Origin of the sequence: Psychrobacter sp. FME13, from assembly GCF_014861395.1 — a bacterium.
Lineage (GTDB): Bacteria > Pseudomonadota > Gammaproteobacteria > Pseudomonadales > Moraxellaceae > Psychrobacter.
Genome location: NZ_RRYV01000054.1, coordinates 1 through 19103, shown reverse-complemented (window position 1 = coordinate 19103; position 19103 = coordinate 1). Strand labels below are relative to the sequence as shown.

At 36.4% G+C, this 19103-nt stretch carries 12 protein-coding genes and 1 pseudogene; 6 read left to right on the top strand and 7 right to left on the bottom strand.

Annotation, left to right across the window (positions count from 1 at the left end):
• On the top strand, window positions 1–286 hold a 286-nt coding region (locus EI164_RS08460), incomplete at its 5' end, for an integrase core domain-containing protein (protein ID WP_192519543.1).
• 63 nt (window positions 287–349) lie between these two features.
• On the opposite strand, the gene EI164_RS08455 is transcribed toward EI164_RS08460, so the two are convergent.
• From EI164_RS08455 to EI164_RS08445, 3 genes are all read right to left on the bottom strand, one after another.
• A complete protein-coding gene (locus tag EI164_RS08455) occupies window positions 350–682 on the bottom strand; it encodes a GIY-YIG nuclease family protein (RefSeq protein WP_192519544.1) in 333 nt (110 codons plus the stop codon).
• 256 nt (window positions 683–938) lie between these two features.
• The gene (locus EI164_RS08450; protein ID WP_192519542.1) at window positions 939–1307 is read right to left on the bottom strand and encodes a surface-adhesin E family protein; all 369 of its coding nucleotides are present in this window, start codon (window positions 1305–1307) and stop codon (window positions 939–941) included.
• 250 nt (window positions 1308–1557) lie between these two features.
• Complete coding sequence (locus EI164_RS08445; RefSeq protein WP_192519541.1) at window positions 1558–3531, bottom strand: SH3 domain-containing protein; 1974 nt, start codon at window positions 3529–3531, stop codon at window positions 1558–1560.
• A gap of 745 nt (window positions 3532–4276) precedes the next feature.
• Here EI164_RS08445 and EI164_RS08440 point away from each other — a divergent pair.
• Genes EI164_RS08440 through EI164_RS08425 form a run of 4 tightly spaced genes read left to right on the top strand, consistent with a single transcriptional unit; the run spans window position 4277 to window position 11242 of the window.
• Window positions 4277–5902 carry a hypothetical protein gene (locus tag EI164_RS08440; RefSeq protein WP_192519540.1) on the top strand — a complete coding sequence of 542 codons (1626 nt, stop codon included), beginning with the start codon at window positions 4277–4279 and terminating at the stop codon, window positions 5900–5902.
• 20 nt (window positions 5903–5922) lie between these two features.
• Complete coding sequence (locus tag EI164_RS08435) at window positions 5923–6954, top strand: hypothetical protein (RefSeq protein WP_192519539.1); 1032 nt, start codon at window positions 5923–5925, stop codon at window positions 6952–6954.
• 48 nt (window positions 6955–7002) lie between these two features.
• Window positions 7003–9525 (top strand): Hsp70 family protein, encoded by a 2523-nt coding sequence (locus tag EI164_RS08430; RefSeq protein WP_192519538.1) that lies wholly within the window; start codon window positions 7003–7005, stop codon window positions 9523–9525.
• A 4-nt stretch (window positions 9526–9529) separates the two neighbouring features.
• Window positions 9530–11242, top strand: a complete 1713-nt coding sequence (locus EI164_RS08425) for an ATP-binding protein (protein ID WP_192519537.1) — start codon at window positions 9530–9532, stop codon at window positions 11240–11242.
• A 51-nt stretch (window positions 11243–11293) separates the two neighbouring features.
• Here EI164_RS08425 and EI164_RS08420 read toward each other — a convergent pair whose 3' ends face one another.
• The 3 genes and pseudogenes from EI164_RS08420 to EI164_RS16980 form a co-directional block, all read right to left on the bottom strand.
• Window positions 11294–11971 carry a hypothetical protein gene (locus EI164_RS08420; RefSeq protein ID WP_192519536.1) on the bottom strand — a complete coding sequence of 226 codons (678 nt, stop codon included), beginning with the start codon at window positions 11969–11971 and terminating at the stop codon, window positions 11294–11296.
• A gap of 49 nt (window positions 11972–12020) precedes the next feature.
• The gene (locus tag EI164_RS08415; RefSeq protein WP_192519535.1) at window positions 12021–12731 is read right to left on the bottom strand and encodes a DUF805 domain-containing protein; all 711 of its coding nucleotides are present in this window, start codon (window positions 12729–12731) and stop codon (window positions 12021–12023) included.
• Window positions 12732–12872: 141 nt separating this feature from the next.
• Window positions 12873–13001, bottom strand: a pseudogene (locus EI164_RS16980) (IS3 family transposase); the annotation flags it as partial.
• Between the two features lie 384 nt (window positions 13002–13385).
• Here EI164_RS16980 and EI164_RS08410 point away from each other — a divergent pair.
• Window positions 13386–17048 carry an AAA domain-containing protein gene (locus EI164_RS08410; protein WP_192519534.1) on the top strand — a complete coding sequence of 1221 codons (3663 nt, stop codon included), beginning with the start codon at window positions 13386–13388 and terminating at the stop codon, window positions 17046–17048.
• Between the two features lie 1011 nt (window positions 17049–18059).
• On the opposite strand, the gene EI164_RS08405 is transcribed toward EI164_RS08410, so the two are convergent.
• Window positions 18060–19103: DUF927 domain-containing protein (locus tag EI164_RS08405; protein WP_192519533.1), on the bottom strand; the 1044-nt coding region annotated here is incomplete at its 5' end.

Below are 19103 nucleotides of genomic sequence, written 5' to 3'. Positions count from 1 at the left end.
TGAAGAGTATGCTAAATGCGTAGCCAAGTGCAATGGTATGTCGCATAGTATGAGCCGACGAGGCAACTGTTGGGACAATGCACCTACAGAGAGGTTCTTTAGAAGCTTTAAGACAGAGTGGATGCCAAAAAACGGCTATGACAATATTGATGAGGCTCGGCAGGCAGTAAATGATTATATTTGGGGCTATTATCAAAGTGTAAGACCACACAGCTTTAATGAGTATTTAACACCGAGCGAGAAAGAGAGGCTTTATTTCAACAAAAACCTCTTAAGTACTGTCTAAAAATATTTGACCACTACAAGTAATACTTAACTCATAGATATAAATTAATTCCGTAGAAGGTTATTATTTCAAAACCACCTTGCCAGCCGCACCATCCATTCGATAGTCTTTAATGTCCCCGGCGATAACCAGGTTAATCGTTTTCTCAATCTCACCAAGGGGAACATTGAACCACTCTGTCGCCTTGTAGAGGTTATCGTTTGCTGCTTTTAAGGACACTTTAACTCTTTGATCATAGAAGAAGGCATGCAGTATACCCTCCACACTACGAGCATTGGCGTCATACACTTGCCACTCAGCAATGATATCTACAGGCTGTTGCAAGAAAGCGGTATCCCTAATCGAGTGCTTAGTGCGCGACTCTCCCGTAAGGGTTGAGAAACCAACTTTATGCAGGTGGTTATAGTGAGCTAAGTTTTTGGCGTATCAGTCAGTTTGGCAATATAAATAACACCAGTAAGTTGCTTATCATCACCGAAATTTTTGGCCAACTCATAATCCACCCAGTCAGGATCAATAATTAATAACTAGATCTTACATGCTTATTGATTGATAGTTAACCACTCTGCCTTTTTATCAGTTTGAATCAAAGAACATAGAAATCGTCGCAAGTATTGTAAATTACATTGCGACCTCTATAGTGAACAAAAAATCAGAAATTACAAACAAAATCTGCTTCTAATTTGCTTGCTGTTCCAGGCGAAAGAGGCTCAAAGAAATTGCTTTTTGATCCAGAATGTCTAACACTTCCATCTAGATTGTAACTAGTAAAATATGTGGTTTTAACTCTCATTGGATTGCTTTTACAATCGTAAGAATTAAGAACTATAAAATAAATTCTATCTTCGATGGCTATTCTTTTGGAAAGCACTTGTTTGTACTCACCTTGTACTGATATTGATTCTGTATCAACGTAAACGTACCTTTTCTGCTCAAGATCTGAATGAACTTGTACCCAATTTGATGCATTAGCATAAGTGAACAAAAAACCAAAAAATATTATTACAGCCAATTTTTTCAAAAAAACCTCACAAAAATAGTTAAAGTTAGTTTCAAGTATAGAGTTACGGTAACCCTCCCAAACTTAAGACACCTAATAAATAGAATTAAGTTGCGTGATTTAGTTTCTGTATCGGCGTAAAGCCGCCATCGCCATTGCCATTGCTTCTGACAATGGCAAATAATTACTAATAGCTTAATCAAATACAGTCTGTGTAACTAAAATCTTTTAAGTTAGTTTCTATGCTATTGGCAGTATGTATCGGGAAGTATTAGAACCATGAGTTGTACTTATCATAATCACTTGTATTAGAATCAGACAAGGAAGCATTCGGTTCATGATTATATAAATGTTCAGGTTCAGGTTCAGGTTCAGGTTCAGGTTCAGGTTCGCTTACAGGAGCAGGTTCAGGTTCATAGTAGGGCTCAGGTTCGTAGTAAGGCTCTAATAAAGATTCTGCAACCCAAGCTACTTCTCCACTAGTCAACTGAAAGCCCATCCATCTGCCTATGGATTCATCATAAGTTCCAAGATATATATATGGACAAACCATCTCACCTTTTTGTATGACACCAATAACACTATTATCGTTTGTGTTTGCAGCATTCCGAATGTTTACACCAGCAGTGGCAACTATATATTCAACTTCATTATTTCTCACGCCACATCTTGAGTAAAGAATATCTCGTGGGTATTTAGAAAGTGTCAGGCTTGACATCCAACCCATAGTTCCTCCACTGCTAACCACATTAATCCAAGTAATACCCCCATCTTCAATTAATGGTGAGTCAGTTTGAGTTAATTTAGTATTATATTCGAGCTTCATTACAACAGGAGAGTTTAAGCTTGGTCTTTGTCTTAGGTTCGCCTCATCCGAAATCACATATAAAAATTGGTCTGTTAGTCTGGGAGGGTTTACTTCGTTATTTGTTGTTATAGGCTCATTATCCCATTCGTTCAACTCTGTTTGTGCGCCTAATACTTCTTGTTGTGCATCATAAAGATCTTCTGCAGCATTTTCTGTATTCGAATCAAAGTCAGTGGTTGCTAGTACTATGATGAGTCCTATGAGCAAAAGAAAAATAATGACTGCTAGTTTAGATTGCCCTTGACTCCACCAGCTGGCTTTTACATCCGTATCAAGATGATTAGGTATATTATTCGTATTTATATATACAGGAGTGTGATTGGTATCATTCTCTCTATTTTGATGTTGTATATTTGGTTGAGATGTAATGGTCTTTAAGTTGGGAGTAGGCTGAAGCCCATGATTTTTCTCACTAACAAGTAAAGCAAGGGTGTTTTCCCATAATTGTGGAGTAGGTCTTCTATCTTTAGAGTTGATGTCGAATGCTAGATAGAATAAAGATTTTAATTTATGGTTAATGTTATCGAAGCACTGATGTTCAGGTGGCATCGAGCTAATATGGCTGCTACCTCTGCCATGAACAAAAAGATTGTTTTCGACTTTCTCATCGAGAGTGACTAAGTGGGCATAAGGGGAATTGAAAACCGCAGAGTAAGGATGAGCTCTAAATATTATTTCATAAATAATAACTGATAAAGGAAATCTTTCTTGTGATTCATTATGTATATTCGTACTTATATTTATACCTAGCGCCTCAGGAGGTGTATACCCTGAGATATTTTTTGAGTCAAAGCGAGTGATTTCATGAGTTTTATTATTGTTTTCTAGAATTAAATCACATTCGATCAAGGAAATTCGACCATCATTAGTTACCATGATATTCGTAGGAAAAAGGTCTGTAAAAATATACCAGTTTGTCTCATTAATAGAACGTATTGTTTGGCAGATATTTATGCATGTCTTCAACCTTAACTCGTAGCTAGCTAGTGTATTCTCTGCAAAAGCTTGCCACTTATTACTATATTGCTTTGTGCTGTTAAAAATCTCATCTAGAGATAGACTGCCATTTAATGCTAATGGCATTAAGTAACCCGCAAAAACATTGTTTTCATCATAGACACAATGTGATGGCCAGCATATCGTTGAATCGTTGCTAACATCAGTCTGCGGTTGGTGATTGACCATGTATTCAATTTTCGGTTGCACATTCATGCTTTGATAGGCTTTTGAAAACTTTTTGAAAGCTAAGCCCTTAAGCTCAGAGGTAGATGATGGCTTGATGTTATATAGCTCACCGTTAGAGCTTTTGCTTATGAGAGCAGTCGTTTGAAAGCTGGCATGTAATCCATTCTGATCTTTAATATAAAATGATGTCATAAATTAATTCTTAATTATTTAGGTTCTATTAAAGTTAGAGTGCTTTAAATATATATGGGTAAACCTTAAAGTTCATTACCGTTATATTTATGTGAAGTAATAAAGGGGTTGATAGCGCAGCTATTGGTAAATAAACGACTATTTATTTACTAGAATTAATACGCCATATTTACTAATTTCTTGGAATTAATCGCTTAAATTAGCGTGCAAATAATCAACGCCATATCTTTCTTTATTATGAGTGACTATAAAAAGTAGCTCACAATAATTAGGTTACGGTATACCTGTTGATGACTGGTTTGGTACTTAGTGCAATCATAGTGACTGAATGGCTTAGTACTACAGACTTTGCATACTCTACCAATGCTAAATTAATTTTTTTTGCCGACAATAAATGCCTATCCATGTGACTATTTTAGTAAGGTGTGGCGTGGCATTCTTTAAGGTATCTCATTATTTTTTAGCAAGTTTAAGTTGGTTTTTTGAAGGATTATTTTCTTTGAAGATTGCTATCAATTCTAGGTTATATGACTGAGCTTTCCTTTGATATATCTTGTGAGTTTTAGTTTTCTCTGTGATGGATAACGCTACTTATCTTCTCTAGCCTAAAAATTTTCTGTTTACAGGTTTTTTCTGTAGTTAAAGTACTGTTTAAATTTCAGTATAGCTATTCATTTAAAATGATACAAATGATAACATAGGGTTAATATTTTAAAAACAATATAATTTTTCAAGGCTGACAAAAGTGGATAAAGTTTTTAATAATCCTTATAGGGTTTTAGGCTTAGTAAGCCCCATAACTAGTAAAGAGCTAGCTAAAAGAACAAGCGGTTTGGAAACTTTTGTTGACTTTGGTAAGGTCAAAGACTATCCGCTTGATATGAGTGCTAGCAATAACCTGCCTATAAGAGCATTAGAGTCTATAAAGGATGCCGCTCGAAACCTCGAAAGTGATAACGACAGAGTTTCTAATGCACTATTTTGGTTCTACCAATATGATACGGTTGACGAAATTGCTTTTGAAGCTATAGAAAATAATAATTATCGTAAAGCGTATGAGTTATGGGACTCACAGATACTCTCTAGCTCAAACCCTAAGTTCTCGTGGCTTATAAACGCTAATGTCATATCGTTATTTGAGCTTAAGTCGTCAGGTTTTGTTTATGGAAAGCTCTATGAAGTTATTGAGCGTTATGGCTCAATTATCAAAGAACTGGATAAGGTTAAAACTAATGCCTTACAGTCTAATAAGAATATTGTAGATAATAGCTCCATCAGTAAAACGATGATCGACAGTCTTGTTGAGTATGCTTCAAGTATGGAGGGTAGTGTTCTTGAGTTATTAGGGGCGTTCTCAGGTTATGCTGAAGATATGAAGGATTATGCTGAATCTAAAATTATTAATCCCTATATAACTGAAATTCAGGATGTAGTTGATGAAGTTGAGCGCGGCTTAACTGAAGAAGAAAGCTGGGCTGTTTACGGTTTGGTTGATAAATTAAAAGATAAGGAATCCTTAGTTCGCGAATTAGATCTTTATTGTAATAATTATAAAGTTCAAAGAGTAGTTAATGACTATGCTGATACGGCTAAGAGGTGCTCAGTTTTTGCCAACAATGAGCTGGAAGAGTCTGGGTTTGCTAAAGACATAATTGATTGGGCTCATGAGTTACCAGCTTACGGTGAAGTGAAAAGTAATATTGCAGATAATAAAAATAAGTTAGAGGAGATAATAGAGGAAGAATCTGTCAATAAGATTTTTATAAATATATTTGCCTATCTAGAAAAAGAGATTTATTCAATTGCTGATGCTGAGTGGTTACTGAACAAGATGGTCGCTGAGCTAAATGTTATTACCGTACAAAGTGCTAAAGAAGCAGAGTTATTTAGAAGTTTAGCAGGAGCATGTGCTTTTAAACTAATAGGTAAGATTTTAGAAGTCTATAAAAATGCTTTTGAGGAGTTTAAAGCGCAGCCAGACCTAGATAAGTTAAATGCCGCTAATGCCACTATTGATGAGTGCTATAACTTGATGTCGAAAATACAAAGAGAGTTCTTGTATATTGATATAGATGATGAAGCAGAAGAATCCATCAGGAAGGCGTATGCCCATATAAGTAGTGAGAGATCAGATTTACAGCAGGTAGTAAAAAAAGCAGGTGGTAAAAAGTACCTTCCAGTGGTTGCTACTCAGGATAAACCCATAATTGGCGGTGTTCTTTATACGATAAGTAATATGACTGGTATAAACCTCACCTATCTTAGAGTTGGATATGTCATAGCAGCGCTACTTGCAGCACTTTGGCCACTTATCGTCTTATATGCAGTAATGACAATTATCAAAAGCGTTATTGAAAATAATGCAAAGTAAAATAATTAAAGGCAGCTGTAATGAAAAAGACCATTTTATCCGCTTTAATATGTAGTAGCTTTTTTGCTGTAAGCTCCACCTCATCATTTGGTGCTGATCAACAAAATGATACCAGTAAAGACATTGCTGCTATACAAAAGACCGTAGTTCTACAGCAGCAAAAAATTAGTGATATCCAGTCTAGCAATGAAAAGCTACTAAGCGCTCTCGAGAAACAAGGTGCTGACTATAAGGCAGAAAGTAAAGAGAGGCTTGAACAACTCTCTGAGCTTAAAACAGCATTAGAAGACGTTAATACTAAGCTTGATGATACCAATCAATCTATAACTACATTAGAGACCACCACAAAAGCATCTGAGCAAAACTTAAAAAAAGATGTTGATACGTTAAGCGCAGATACAGCAGAAAAAACCTCTAACTTAGATAATAAATTCACAAACCACTCATTGCTAGGCTTGTTAGGTTTACTAGGTCTACTTGGAATCTTGGGTGGGGTCTATTGGTATTTGAGAAAGCAGCATAACCAAGAAAACGTAGGCTTAGTCAATAAGGTGCAGTCTGCGCTTGAAGGTGTGAAAAAAGCGGAAGAAAATATCGTCCAATCTGATGCCCAATTAATCACACAGCTTCATGAGGTTTTGGCACAGGTAAAATTAGAACATACTCATTTGGCTGAGGCTGCAGCCATAACGGCTAGCACCCATCTGGTTTCAGATAGTGAGGATAATATCGATCATGGTCTGGCTATTAAGCTTGCAGATGAGATTCATCGCATGCGCAGACGGATAGCTGCGCTACCAGAAGATACCAAAGGGCTCAAATCTCTGAGCAAGTCTCTTGAGAGGTTAGAGGAGGAGCTTGAGGGCAATGGCTACGAGGTGATTGATTATGTAGGAATGGATTATAATGAAAATATGTCTGTTCAAGCACGTATTATACCGAGTGATGATATAGAAGAAGGCAAAAGCATTATTACTAAAGTTGTTTATCCTCAAATAAATTATAAAGATAAGTTAATAAGAATGGCTGATGTTGAAGTCAGTGTTGGCTAATAAATATATATAGTAATAAATATGATAAATACACAAGAGGAGAATAAGATGCGACAAAAGATTGATTTTGGTATTGATTTAGGAACAACCAATTCTGCTATTGCAGTCATGAAGGATACTGAAGCAGTAATTATTAAATCAGATGATACTCAAATGGATACCACTACCTCATGTGTTTACTTCAATAAAAAGCAGACAGCTTTTGTAGGGCTGAGTGGCAAGCAAGGCATTGAGCGAGATTTAAATAAAAGTTATGTTAAACGTAAAAAAAGTCAACCAAATGGATATCAAGAGTTCAAGAGAAATATGGGTACTGACTACCTATATGTATCAAATCATATGGATAAGAGTCTTACAGCCGAAGATCTATCAGCTGAAGTGCTCAAAAAACTAAAAAGTTATGTTAGAGATGAAAATATAGTAGCTGCTGTAATTACAGTACCTGCTATGTTTGAGCAAAGTCAATTAGACGCGACACAGCGGGCTGCTGAGCTGGCCGGATTTAGCTATTGTGAGCTACTACAAGAGCCCATTGCCGCCTCAATTGCTTATGGTATCAAGGCAACTAGCCAATCAGGCTATTGGTTGGTATTTGACTTTGGTGGCGGTACTTTTGATGCGGCATTGATGCATACGGAAGAAGGCATCATGAAAGTGGTTGATTCAGCAGGCAATAACCACCTTGGTGGTAAAGACTTGGATACAGCCATAGTGGATCAGTTATTAATACCAGAGATTCAAAATCAATATGATCTTGAAGACACTATTTCAGATTCAGCGATGAAGGTTTTGTTGCAAGCGACATTGAAGACATATGCGGAAGATGCAAAAATTAAACTATCATCAAGTGATCAATGGAGTGAACTTATAGAAGATTTAGGTGAAGATGATAGTGGTGCAGACATTGATGAATTTGATATCACAATTACCTTAGATCAATATGAAAAAGTAGTCACTCCCATATTTCAGCAAGCCATTGATATCACAAAGTACTTAGTTAAACGTAATAACTTAGAACTCAGCGACTTAAGCTCGCTTATCCTAGTAGGTGGTCCAACGTTCCAACAAACGCTACGCCGTATGTTAGTAGAACAAGTCACAGATAAGATCGATACCAGCATAGATCCTATGACGGCCGTTGCAAGGGGCGCGACCTTATTTGCTTCAACCAAAGATATTCCTAGAGAGCTGCAAAAGCGTGACACTAAAAAGGCTCAGCTTATCTTAAAGTATCCTGAGACTACTGTTGAAACCGCCGAACACTTGGGTATTAAGATTGATAGAGATGCCTCAGAATCTACATTGCCAGAGACATTCAATTTAGAGGTGCTACGTACTGATGGTGCTTGGTCTTCAGGTAGTTTAGTGATAGATAATGACGTTGAAATTATTGAATTGCAGTTAAACACGGGCAAAACCAACCACTTTGAGCTAAAGCTATCGAGTAGTGATGGTACGATAATCCCTTGTCAGCCAAGTACCATTACTATTATTCAAGGTCTGAAAATAGCCAATGCGACATTACCTTATAATATTGGTATTGAAGTTTACGATACTTTGGTAGCCAAACAAGGTGTTTGGCCGCTGGCGGGACTAGAGAAAAACAAAACACTGCCAGCGAAAGGTAAAGGCACGTACAAGACGATGCAGGATGTCCGTCCAGGAGTGGAAGAGGACATTATAACCATTCCAATCTATGAAATTAACTTTGATAAAGAAGGTTCAAGGGCTATTTTTAATAAGCGCTTTGGTGAAATTATTGTTTCGGGTAAGGACTTGCCTGGATTTTTACCTTCAGGTAGCGATGTAGAGATTACACTTAATATTGACTCTTCACGTCGCGCAAAGTTTGAGGCTTACTTTCCATCATTGGATGAAACCTATGAGAAACAGGTAGCTTCAGAAATTAAAACAGATATATCTACCAGTCAATTGAAGCGTGAGATTAATGAGGCGCGCACAGTAGCGCAGAAATTATCATATTCAGGTAATAAAGATGCCGATAAGAGAGTGCAAGAGCTTGATGATGCCGAGCGATTACTTGATGAGCGTAGTGATGATCGTGATACCAAAGAGAAAGTTAAAACAAGTTTGACTAAAACATTAATTGAATTAGACGAATATCAAGAACAAGGAGCTTGGCCTAAAGCAGAGCTTGATCTTGAAGATGCTATTGAAGATTTGCGTGAGATTAATAATGAAAAAGGGAATGCTCAGTTTAGTGGTTTATTAACTGAGTTTGAAGCACAAGCCCGCCAGATTATATCCAAACAAGATGCACAAAGTGCTGCAAAACTTACAGAAGAAGTTAGAAGTGCTGCATTTAGCTTACATCGTCAAGATCCTGCTTTCTGGGTTGGTATGCTAGAGTATATGGATTATGGGTTTGACGATATTCAGTGGACTGATCGTGATGCTGCGTTTAGAGGTATCCAACATGCGAAACGCTTATTGCAAACAAGCCCTTCTCTTGACCAGTTGCAAGATGCTGTTGTCACCATTATGGGGCTAATGAAACCTGAAAGTAGGGCTGAAATGAATAACGTTGACACTAGTCTGCTGCGTAAGTAATGAGATGACTAATTCAGCATTTATTCGTGGCGATTTGATTGATAGTAAGTATTACGTAGACTTTTTTCTATATGAAGATGAAATAACTGAAACATATAGAGTTAAAACCAATAAAAATGAGCTTAAGTATCTTAAGCTCATTAAGTCTGAGTGTACGTCTATTTTGGAAGTAGAAGCTCTAAAAGAAGCCCTAGACTTGATAAATAAAAATAGCCACCAAAGTATTCTGACCTGCTCTGAGTTGCAAGCTTTACGCGTAGAAGGGCAGTTCCAGTATTACTTTATACATGATTTCGTTCATGGGGAGTCTTTAAAACAGCGGTTAGATAGAGACATTAGTATAGCAGTGTATGATGCTTGCAAAATTATAAGAGCAGGCTTTGATATATTGTCAAATGTTGGCATGCCTTCTACTCAAGTTTTAACTCCAAATGATATCTTTATAAATTACTTAGATGAAAAGGGGAGTGTGTCTATATTACCTTTAGATTTAAACTGCTATATAAAACACACAGAGCCATCGATACTTCGCTATTCATTGGCTTATCAAAGTAGAGACGCGGAACATAATACGAACTATTCACTAGCAACTTTGCTGTATAGGTGTCTGTTTGGTTTTTTACCTTGGCAGTATGATATTGAATGGAAAGCTACTTACAAAGCAGTACAATATCAGGTCTTTTCTTACCGAGATTCAAGCCCTCTAAGTCAATCAACTTTTTATTCTCAGCATATACCTGACGATTTAAAAAGTATTGTTTTTCAAGCTTTAAATAATATAGGGGTAAACGAGTTTAGCAAGAAGTTAGACTTATTTATAAAGCAGTACTATGAGTTTCCTTATTATGACGATATTCAGCTACCCAATAGTGAAACAAGAAACATCAAGCTTAAGGTATCAGAAGACTCTCATTATAAGAGTGCTCATGTTGGTTTAAGCAAAATAGCAGGGATGATGGACCTCAAGTCGCTATTAATCACTGATATCATTGAACCTTTAAAAAATAAGCAGGCTTATAAAGAATATGGGATTAAGCCACTTAACGGCCTATTGTTTTATGGTCCGCCTGGCTGTGGCAAAACTTTTATAGCAAAACAGCTTGCTGCTGAATTGGGTTATACATTCTTTGAAATTAAACCTTCTGACTTGGCCAGCACTTATGTACATGGTACTCAAGAAAAGATTGGCAAGCTGTTTTTAGAGGCCAGCCTTAAGGCACCTTCGGTGATATTTATTGATGAGGTGGATGCAGTAATGCCAAGCCGTGATAGTGCAAATATGGGTCAACACTATTCTTCAGAAGTTAATGAATTTCTTGCTCAGCTCACAGAATGTAGTGAGAAAGGTATTCTTACCATTATGGCTACAAATAGGCCTGATGCAATAGACAAAGCTATTTTAAGAACTGGTAGAGTTGATAAGGCGGTTTATATACCTTTGCCTGACTTTAATACTCGTAAAGAGATGCTGAAGATTCTTTTGGAAGGACGACCTATAGATAGTGGTTTGGATCTGGACTCTATAGCCATGTTGATGGCACATTATACTTCTAGCGATGTTAATTATATAGTCAATGAGGCGGCCAAACTTGCCCTGAAAGAAAGTAGTAAAATTGGTTATGAACATTTAACGGAAGTGCTTCGAAAAACGAAATCATCTGTTAATTATGAACAAATAAAAAAGTATAACTCTTTTACTGAACTGCAAAAGTTTTAATTATTTCTATTTTAAGACCTTAAGCTAAGCTATAAGAATGTTGGTTATGAACTATTTTTTAGTTATTTCCAAGCTCTTTAGAGACTTAATAAACAAAGGCTTCCATACTTTTTCATCACGCAATCTATAAGATACGGTGACAAGGTGTTCTCTATCGTTATTCTCAAAGTAATACGTTCTAACAGCAACATAAGGGTTGTCACCTAACTGCCGTAAGTAACTTATCTCTAAAGCGTTTTGGTCGTTTATTTTTACAGGGTTAATGCCGTACCAGTGTATTATTTTGATATTGATTTTAGCTAAAGATTGAGTTGTTTGTGTATGTAATTGCTGGCTTAGTTGGTTACGTTCAAAAGATGTAAGAATATAAGGATCCCTCAAAGAGGAGTATTCAGAGTAGTCACCTAATGTTGTGTGAGTAATTATTCTAGCATAGGTTTTAAACCCATTTTTATTGAAGCTATTCAAGCCTTTCTGCTGAAAAACATAACGATTATCTAGTGATAAGCCTAAGTCTGTTTCAGCGTTAATTATTTCAAAAAAATCTTTGCTAACCTCTTTGTATTTTCCTTCTTGAAGCTCCATATTTGATGGAATTGAAATTTTACCTAGATTAGGGATAGAGTATCTTTCAAACTTTATATCAGAAGCATTGGAAAAAGATGACGCAAATAGTAGTAGCATCTGCAACAATAGAATGTCAAACTTAGTTTTGGCTTTTGAAAACATATTTTAATTCTCGAATATTTTTATTTTATTGTGTAGTTTTTATGAAAGTCTAAACCCCCTTAGCTGGTGGACCCCATTTATTGTTTTGTGGAGAAGTGTTTTTACAGAGAAAGAATAGTATAACTATCCAACCTATAACTGGGATAAACCATAGTAATTGCCACCATCCTGATCTTCCAGTATCGTGTAAACGTCTTGCTCCAACAGCACAACTTGGGATGAGTAGCATTAAGTTGATAATAGTTATAAAATTAAGAAGAAGTAATGAGCTTTCATAGCTTATATATTCTAAACTTATTATATATATGATTATTCTAAATATTTGAATTAAGATAATGGTAGCTAAATAAAAATACCAATACTCTTTTCTTCTTGCACGGCCACTAAAGTCGGCAAAGTTTTTAAGCGCTTTTAATACCCAACTGATAAAGCCATATTTATTTTCGACCTGATATTTTTCATATTCCGCTGATTTTAGGTGTTCTATATTAACTGGGCTAGTTGAGTTATTATTATGAAGTCTTAATGATTTTGGAGTGGCATGAGGATTAGGCACCTCTTGGTTGTATATCGTTTTATTTCTGTAGAATATCTCGTCTATGCTTCCTGTTCTAGAAAAAGTGAACTCTACTTCATCTTTAGGAACTGGCAGATTTCGTTCAGACCAGCTATAACCACTAAATATATGTTTTTCACCATTACTTGCTTCTAAGCATCCTGAATTATTTTTACGATCATAGCTAGTTATCCTACCTTGCATTTATTCATACCTTTATATGTGAACTGCCCTGACTAGACCTCTTGCAAAAGTACCGTTTTATTGACTTCCGTTAACGAAGTATCAAGGTGTAGCAATGACTTATGCAAGAGATCTACTATATCGGAGGCAGATTTACTTGAGTCAGGCAACTATGCATGACAGGGTTAAATTATCATAATAGCGCTTTTCAAACTCAAAAGGTGAGATGTAACCAGTCGCACTATGCAAACGGGTTTTATTGAACCAATCTACACACTCAAGAGTTACCAGTTCAAACCCCGATATTAAGAGCGCTACCTAAGTAAACTATCAGGGTAGCAGGAATTGCTAATGCTATACTATGTATGACTCGAGCAAGGTTTTTTACTGCAATAAGATTTATTCGTTATATAGGTTTATTTATTATATTGAGATTTCTGTTCCCTTATTAACAGAGCTATTAGCACCTAATAAATTATGAAGTACCCTATAAAGTAAGTTTTATAGTATTACGATATTAGGTGGTGTATCAAAAAGCATGCTGATTAAATTTTTGATACTTTGAAAGTCTTGTAAAGTCAGAGAATTAAGTATAATTTTTTCTTGCATTTCATCGCCCGTATACTTTTTAGAACGCCACCTTATAATTAATAGTTTAACTGAGTAGTATATCTTATGTCTCTTAACAACAAATGGCTCACCTACTGGAAAAAATCCTTGCAGTACGCAGATATCAAGCCTATTGACTTGGTTAACGAGCCCCTACTTTTCAATGATTTTGATCACATTGAGCAAGTTAGCCCTTCTCTTGTAAGCAAGCTTTGGAAACAAGCCCAAGCTCCTAAAGACGATACTAGTATTGAGATAGCGTTGTGCCCAGCTCAATCCAAAATCACAGTAGAAGAACAGCTCATTGATGATGAGTCGGAGTGTTTATACTGGATTATCGTCAAGATGGATAAAGATGGTAAGTTATTTGTTAGCCCCGATGACAAGCCTAATCCTACACCGTTTTTTGTCCGCGATTATTTAAAGCCTAATCCTGAGGGAAGCACTACTTTATCTAATGTAGATACAGTAGATAAAGTTTTATCTACCTACAAATTTGATAGTAAAACATGGCAGCAGCATTGGTTAGACTGTGAAGCTGTTTTTAAAACAGTAACTGGTAAAAACTATAAAGATTTCAATGTCTTTAAGAAATGTCAGGTATATGTAGAAGTAGCCCCTCTACGAGGAGTATCTGGCAATATATTAACGTTATATAGTGAGCTATTGAAAGAGCCACTGAGCAAAAATAGTCCAGCTAATAAATTAAAACTACTCTCAAATCTAATCAAAGATAAGCAACCTAGCAAGATAGCGTATCCTGATCGTCAAAAAGTTTTAGTCAATAAAGCACACTTAGGTCAATTCAGCGGTCAATTTCCATTAGCAGGTTCGCAGCGTGTAAGTATGCGCGGTTTTACTGATAGCTTAGAGGGCGAGGTTGTAGCTGTTAACGGTCCACCTGGTACGGGAAAAACCACACTATTGCAGTCTATTGTCGCTAATTTAACCGTGCAGCATGTATTAGATAACAAACCACCAGCATTGATCCTCGCTAGTTCTACCAACAACCAAGCTATCACCAATATTTTGACAGGTTTTGTGTTACCTGATGACGATGACTTACTAACCAAGCGCTGGCTACCTGAAATACCTTCGCTTGGATTATATATGTCAGGTAAGAATTCTAAAGACTATCTCATGTACGATCTAAAGAACTCAAGAACGACGGGGTTCTTTAGTGATTATGAAAATCGTTCAGTGGATGAATTACAGGCTGAGTTTATTAGTAAAAGCTCCGAGTATTTAGGTGCATCATTGGCCTCTGCTATAGAGGGCAAGCAGCTGTTAAAACAGCAAATAGTCAAGCTACAGCAACAAACAATTAATGCTATTGAGCTCGCCGAAAAAGTAGCATCGATAGATAGTGATTTATGTGATAAAGGTTTTCAAAGCATAGATGGGCTGTCAAATGAATTATCTCAGAAGAAAGAGCAACTATATAAAATAGATGTTCTTATCGAACGATGGGGGCGCAGCCAACAAGAGCTACATCAGGCCTACGATAACCAGTCATTTTTTGCTAAGTTATTGCGATTTTTACCTAGGCTCAAGCAGCGCCGCGCCAGTCAGTTCGAGCGTATCGTCTCTACGATTGATGGAGAAGCGCTAGAGGTTACAGATTGGAGTAATCACTATCATATTATTGAACGTATTGACCAGTTGCTCACTAAGTATAACCATGAGAAACATTCCATTAAAGCTGTAGTTAAAACTTTTGATGAACTTGCAAAAGAGATTAAAAACAAACAGCAAGCATGGCAGATTTGGCTAGATATATGGAACAGTGACTATCAATCTAAATTGAGTAATCTATACAAGATGACAGGGAGTGAATACCAAAAACTAGAAGTCTTGGAAGACATTAATATCCGTTTAGATATTTCTTATAGATATGAAGCGTTTTGGTTGGCTTTACACTACCGTGAAGCTGAATATATTGAGTTATTGAGTGCGCGCTCAGGTAAAACAGATGCAGAATTCGGTAAAGAGACTTATCGGAGCAAGCTACAGCGCTATGCATGTTTAACGCCAATATTTATCTCGACTTTTCATTCTGCACCTAAATTCAGTCAGTACTTTAAGCCTGGAGCTGGTGGTCCATTACCGCATTATGAGCTATATGACTACCTGATAGTAGATGAAGCTGGACAAGTTGCGCCCGATGTAGCTTTACCTACTTTTGCGCTTGCCAAAACTGCACTGATCGTCGGCGATAGTAAGCAAATTGAACCTGTATCTTCGGTAAGTTTGCCAATGGATACTGTAAACTATCTACATTATTATGCTGAAAAATCAGATGGTTTCGACGAGCGAGTGCTAGCGAGCCATAAAGATCAAGGAAAGCTTAGTGCGTCAGGATCGTTGATGTTAATGGCACAGCATGCCAATATTTACCAGCAACGAGTTAAAACCAAAACAATCACAACAGGTAATCAGGAAAGTGAAAGCGCTATAACAGGTAGTAGGGTCAAAGCTGGTGCTAGTTTATCTAAAAGTGACTTATATAAAGATAATCTGTTTGAAGACGGAATCAATGGCTTACTATTAACGGAACATCGGCGTTGCCTTGATCAGCTGATATCTTATAGCAATGACTTTATTTATAACGGTCAGCTCGAACCCAAAAGAGGCCGCCAACCTGCTATTAATTTAGATTTTATTAAAGGTAATAAAGGTTATGTACATGTAGACTATAGTAGCGAGCGCCATGGCAAGAGTCGTATTAATAAGCTTGAAGCCTATACAATCGCCGCATGGATTGATACCCATAGCCAAACGTTAATTGACCTATATGATAAACCAATCCACCAAATTGTGGCAGTTGTCACCCCTTATAAGCCGCAGTCACTAGGTATTAAGAAAGCTTTAAAACAATATCACTCATCATTCGAAAAAATCACAGTAGGTACGGTACATGCTTTGCAAGGGGCAGAAAGGCCTATTGTGCTTTTCTCTTTAGTGGCAAGTCCGCAAGATGGTTTAAGCTTTTTAAACCGTCAATACAATCTACTTAATGTGACCATCTCGCGTGCTAAGGACTACTTTGTTTTCTTTGGCAATATGAACACACTTGCGATGACTAGCCACACCCCGTTAGGTAATTTGAGGCGCTGGCTACTAGATAACCCTGATGCTGAGATTAATAATAGCTTTGTTTATGACCTAATAGGGGAAAGTCTAAACTCTGATATTGAGTCAAAGCAATCTTCTGATATTTATGATCATGTGTTAACAACACATGTGAATGATACCGAACACCATCAAGCCATACTGGAGGCCGCTTTCCAAAGAGCTGATAGTGAATTGTCTATCGTATCGCCATTTCTATCAATTAATGTCCTATCATCCACTCTGCAAGCGAAAATCCAAGATGCGGTTGTTAGGGGCGTGATAGTGACTGTTTATTGTGATGCCGCTCTAGATAACTCAAAGAATGCAAAGCGTAAACCTAGCTCTGTACAGGCTATAAATAAATTATTGAGCTTGGGTGTGGTGGTAAAAGAAATTAAAGGCATCCATTCAAAAACGATTATGTTTGAAACCAGCACTGGTCATGTACTTATTGAAGGGTCTTTTAATTGGTTGTCAGCGGTTAGAGATAAGAACAGCCCTTACAATCGTTATGAAGCGTCCATTATATTGATAGGACCAAAGGTTGCATCACGCATAGAAGAGATAAAGACATTCCTTAAAGAGCGTAGTACAGAAATAGGGCAACAGACTTAGATATATATAAATTCTATCGCTTGATATACTGGTTTATGTTGATATAACGGCACTTAACTAGATTTTTAATATGCTTTATTAATATAGGAAGTAGCAATATTATGACTGAAAATAACAAACCCTGATATTAACAACATTACCTAAGAAAATTAAACTTAATGCCTAAGGCATACATGCTATGTAAGTAATAGTATGTAGGGTTTTTTTGACCTATCAAGGTAAAGTTAATTTATTCGATATATAGATATTATTAATATTTCTAAAACCATAATACTGAAGGGTCTATCATCTAATAAGTTATATTTTAAATTGATATTTACTCTATTCTAGCTGATTGATGTCTCCGACATTAATCTTAATTTCATAACTCCATCTATATGTAGTCGTCAGCTAAATTTAGACAGCCTATGAGACTTTAAAGAAGCGTTAAATGGTAGGCCATGAGCTGGAATTAGCAAAGTACTTCTTTACTCGAGTGTAAGACAGCAGGATATGGCTCTAGTAGCTTACAGTTTCAGCATATGCTTTTTTTAATATCATCACACTCTGCTATTGCTTTATCAAATGTACTAATTACAAATTATATTCTATGGATACCATCACATGTTCTAAGTCCTTAGTCACAATGCTTATAATTGTGCCTTTTCAATTTTCGACTAATTAGTCCTATCAGTTTTATAACCTTAATGGTTTAGTAACGAGCCAGCCTTTTAGGCTGCTTATTGCTTTGAGATATTGACTGTATGATGTATTAAAACTTTGAGTTTGATATATTCCAAATAAAAAACCTGTAGCTTATAAAGAACATTATTATGCCTATGGCAAAACAATCGTCATAAGTCTATTATTGAGTACATAGTATTTATCCAACTTTATATCTAAAAAAGACAAATTAAATAACTGAATTATGGTCAGAAAGACGTATAAGTAAACTTGGTAAATCAATCAAGATATTTAAGTGCATATGATGATTAATACCCATTTAGAAAATAATAATCATATCCGCAATTGTTAAAATCGATAATCCATAATACTCTTTTTTACAGCATAAGCTCGAGTATAGTCAACATTTGGGTTGTTAATCTTTAAGGTTCCATGATTATCTTTATCTGCTTTTATCAATTCGTGTTTTACTAAAGTTTCAATGACTGCTTTAAGAGAGTAAGGTTTGCATATCTCTTCAAAAGTATTAGATGGGATTAGAAAGACATTATCTGATTCTCTATAGTAGCCGGACCTACTACCAGCTAGTTTTGAGATCGAAGCGCTATCATCTTCAATATTATTTTCCGAATCAGTCTTTTTTGAATTCTTTAAAGATATGATCTTTTCAAACTTACTATTTGCATGTTTTTCTAAGTATAATGACAATTGTTTGACAATGTTTCTTTCTTCTTGATTTCCGTCATGCCCGTTATTCATAATCCAGTTCTCAAAGCACTCTTTTACGCCTTTCATAGCATCACCGGTCTCCCAACCAGTTATACCAGCTTCAGTTGCTATTTCACCTGCCGCTGCTAATATAGAAAATCTATCGCAGACCCGATTAGCTTGAGACTTTACCTCAGGAAAATAACTTTTAAACTCTCTCATTATCTCTTTAGCTCTCATTTTTACTTCATCTAAGTTTTCAGTTAAGTATGTAAGCCAAGCATCTCCAGCAGTTCCATAATTCATGCTAGCAGCATCTCTTATGTTATTAGCTTGATCTTCAGCACTAAGACCAAGAATTGAGCTATCGAAAATACCAAAGCCCTTTCCTGGATCTGCATCAATATGACATAAACGAACTTCCATCCCTGCGTTTGTTGTTCCACCTTCTGCTTCTATTACGGATTTAAGGGTCTCTTCTCCGTTGGATAAAAATATTATTCGCCATTCTATAGTTGGTCTATTGCCACCATCAGAGAAACTCCGACTTTTCCCTTTATCATTAGCAAGCATATAGCACATAGTACCAACGCCTTTATTGGCAGCTTGGCTAATCTCATCTAGTACTATGTAGTGGCATAATGAAATAGGACAGTAGATAAGAGATACCATCTTAAAAAAGCC

Excerpts from the sequence above, each read along its gene's own strand:
- EI164_RS08445 (WP_192519541.1), bottom strand. The coding sequence starts at position 3,531 with ATGACATCATTTTATATTAAAGATCAGAATGGATTACATGCCAGCTTT.
- EI164_RS08430 (WP_192519538.1), top strand. The coding sequence starts at position 7,003 with ATGCGACAAAAGATTGATTTTGGTATTGATTTAGGAACAACCAATTCT.
- EI164_RS08410 (WP_192519534.1), top strand. The coding sequence starts at position 13,386 with ATGTCTCTTAACAACAAATGGCTCACCTACTGGAAAAAATCCTTGCAG.
- EI164_RS08435 (WP_192519539.1), top strand. The coding sequence starts at position 5,923 with ATGAAAAAGACCATTTTATCCGCTTTAATATGTAGTAGCTTTTTTGCT.
- EI164_RS08425 (WP_192519537.1), top strand. The coding sequence starts at position 9,530 with ATGACTAATTCAGCATTTATTCGTGGCGATTTGATTGATAGTAAGTAT.
- EI164_RS08420 (WP_192519536.1), bottom strand. The coding sequence starts at position 11,971 with ATGTTTTCAAAAGCCAAAACTAAGTTTGACATTCTATTGTTGCAGATG.
- EI164_RS08415 (WP_192519535.1), bottom strand. The coding sequence starts at position 12,731 with ATGCAAGGTAGGATAACTAGCTATGATCGTAAAAATAATTCAGGATGC.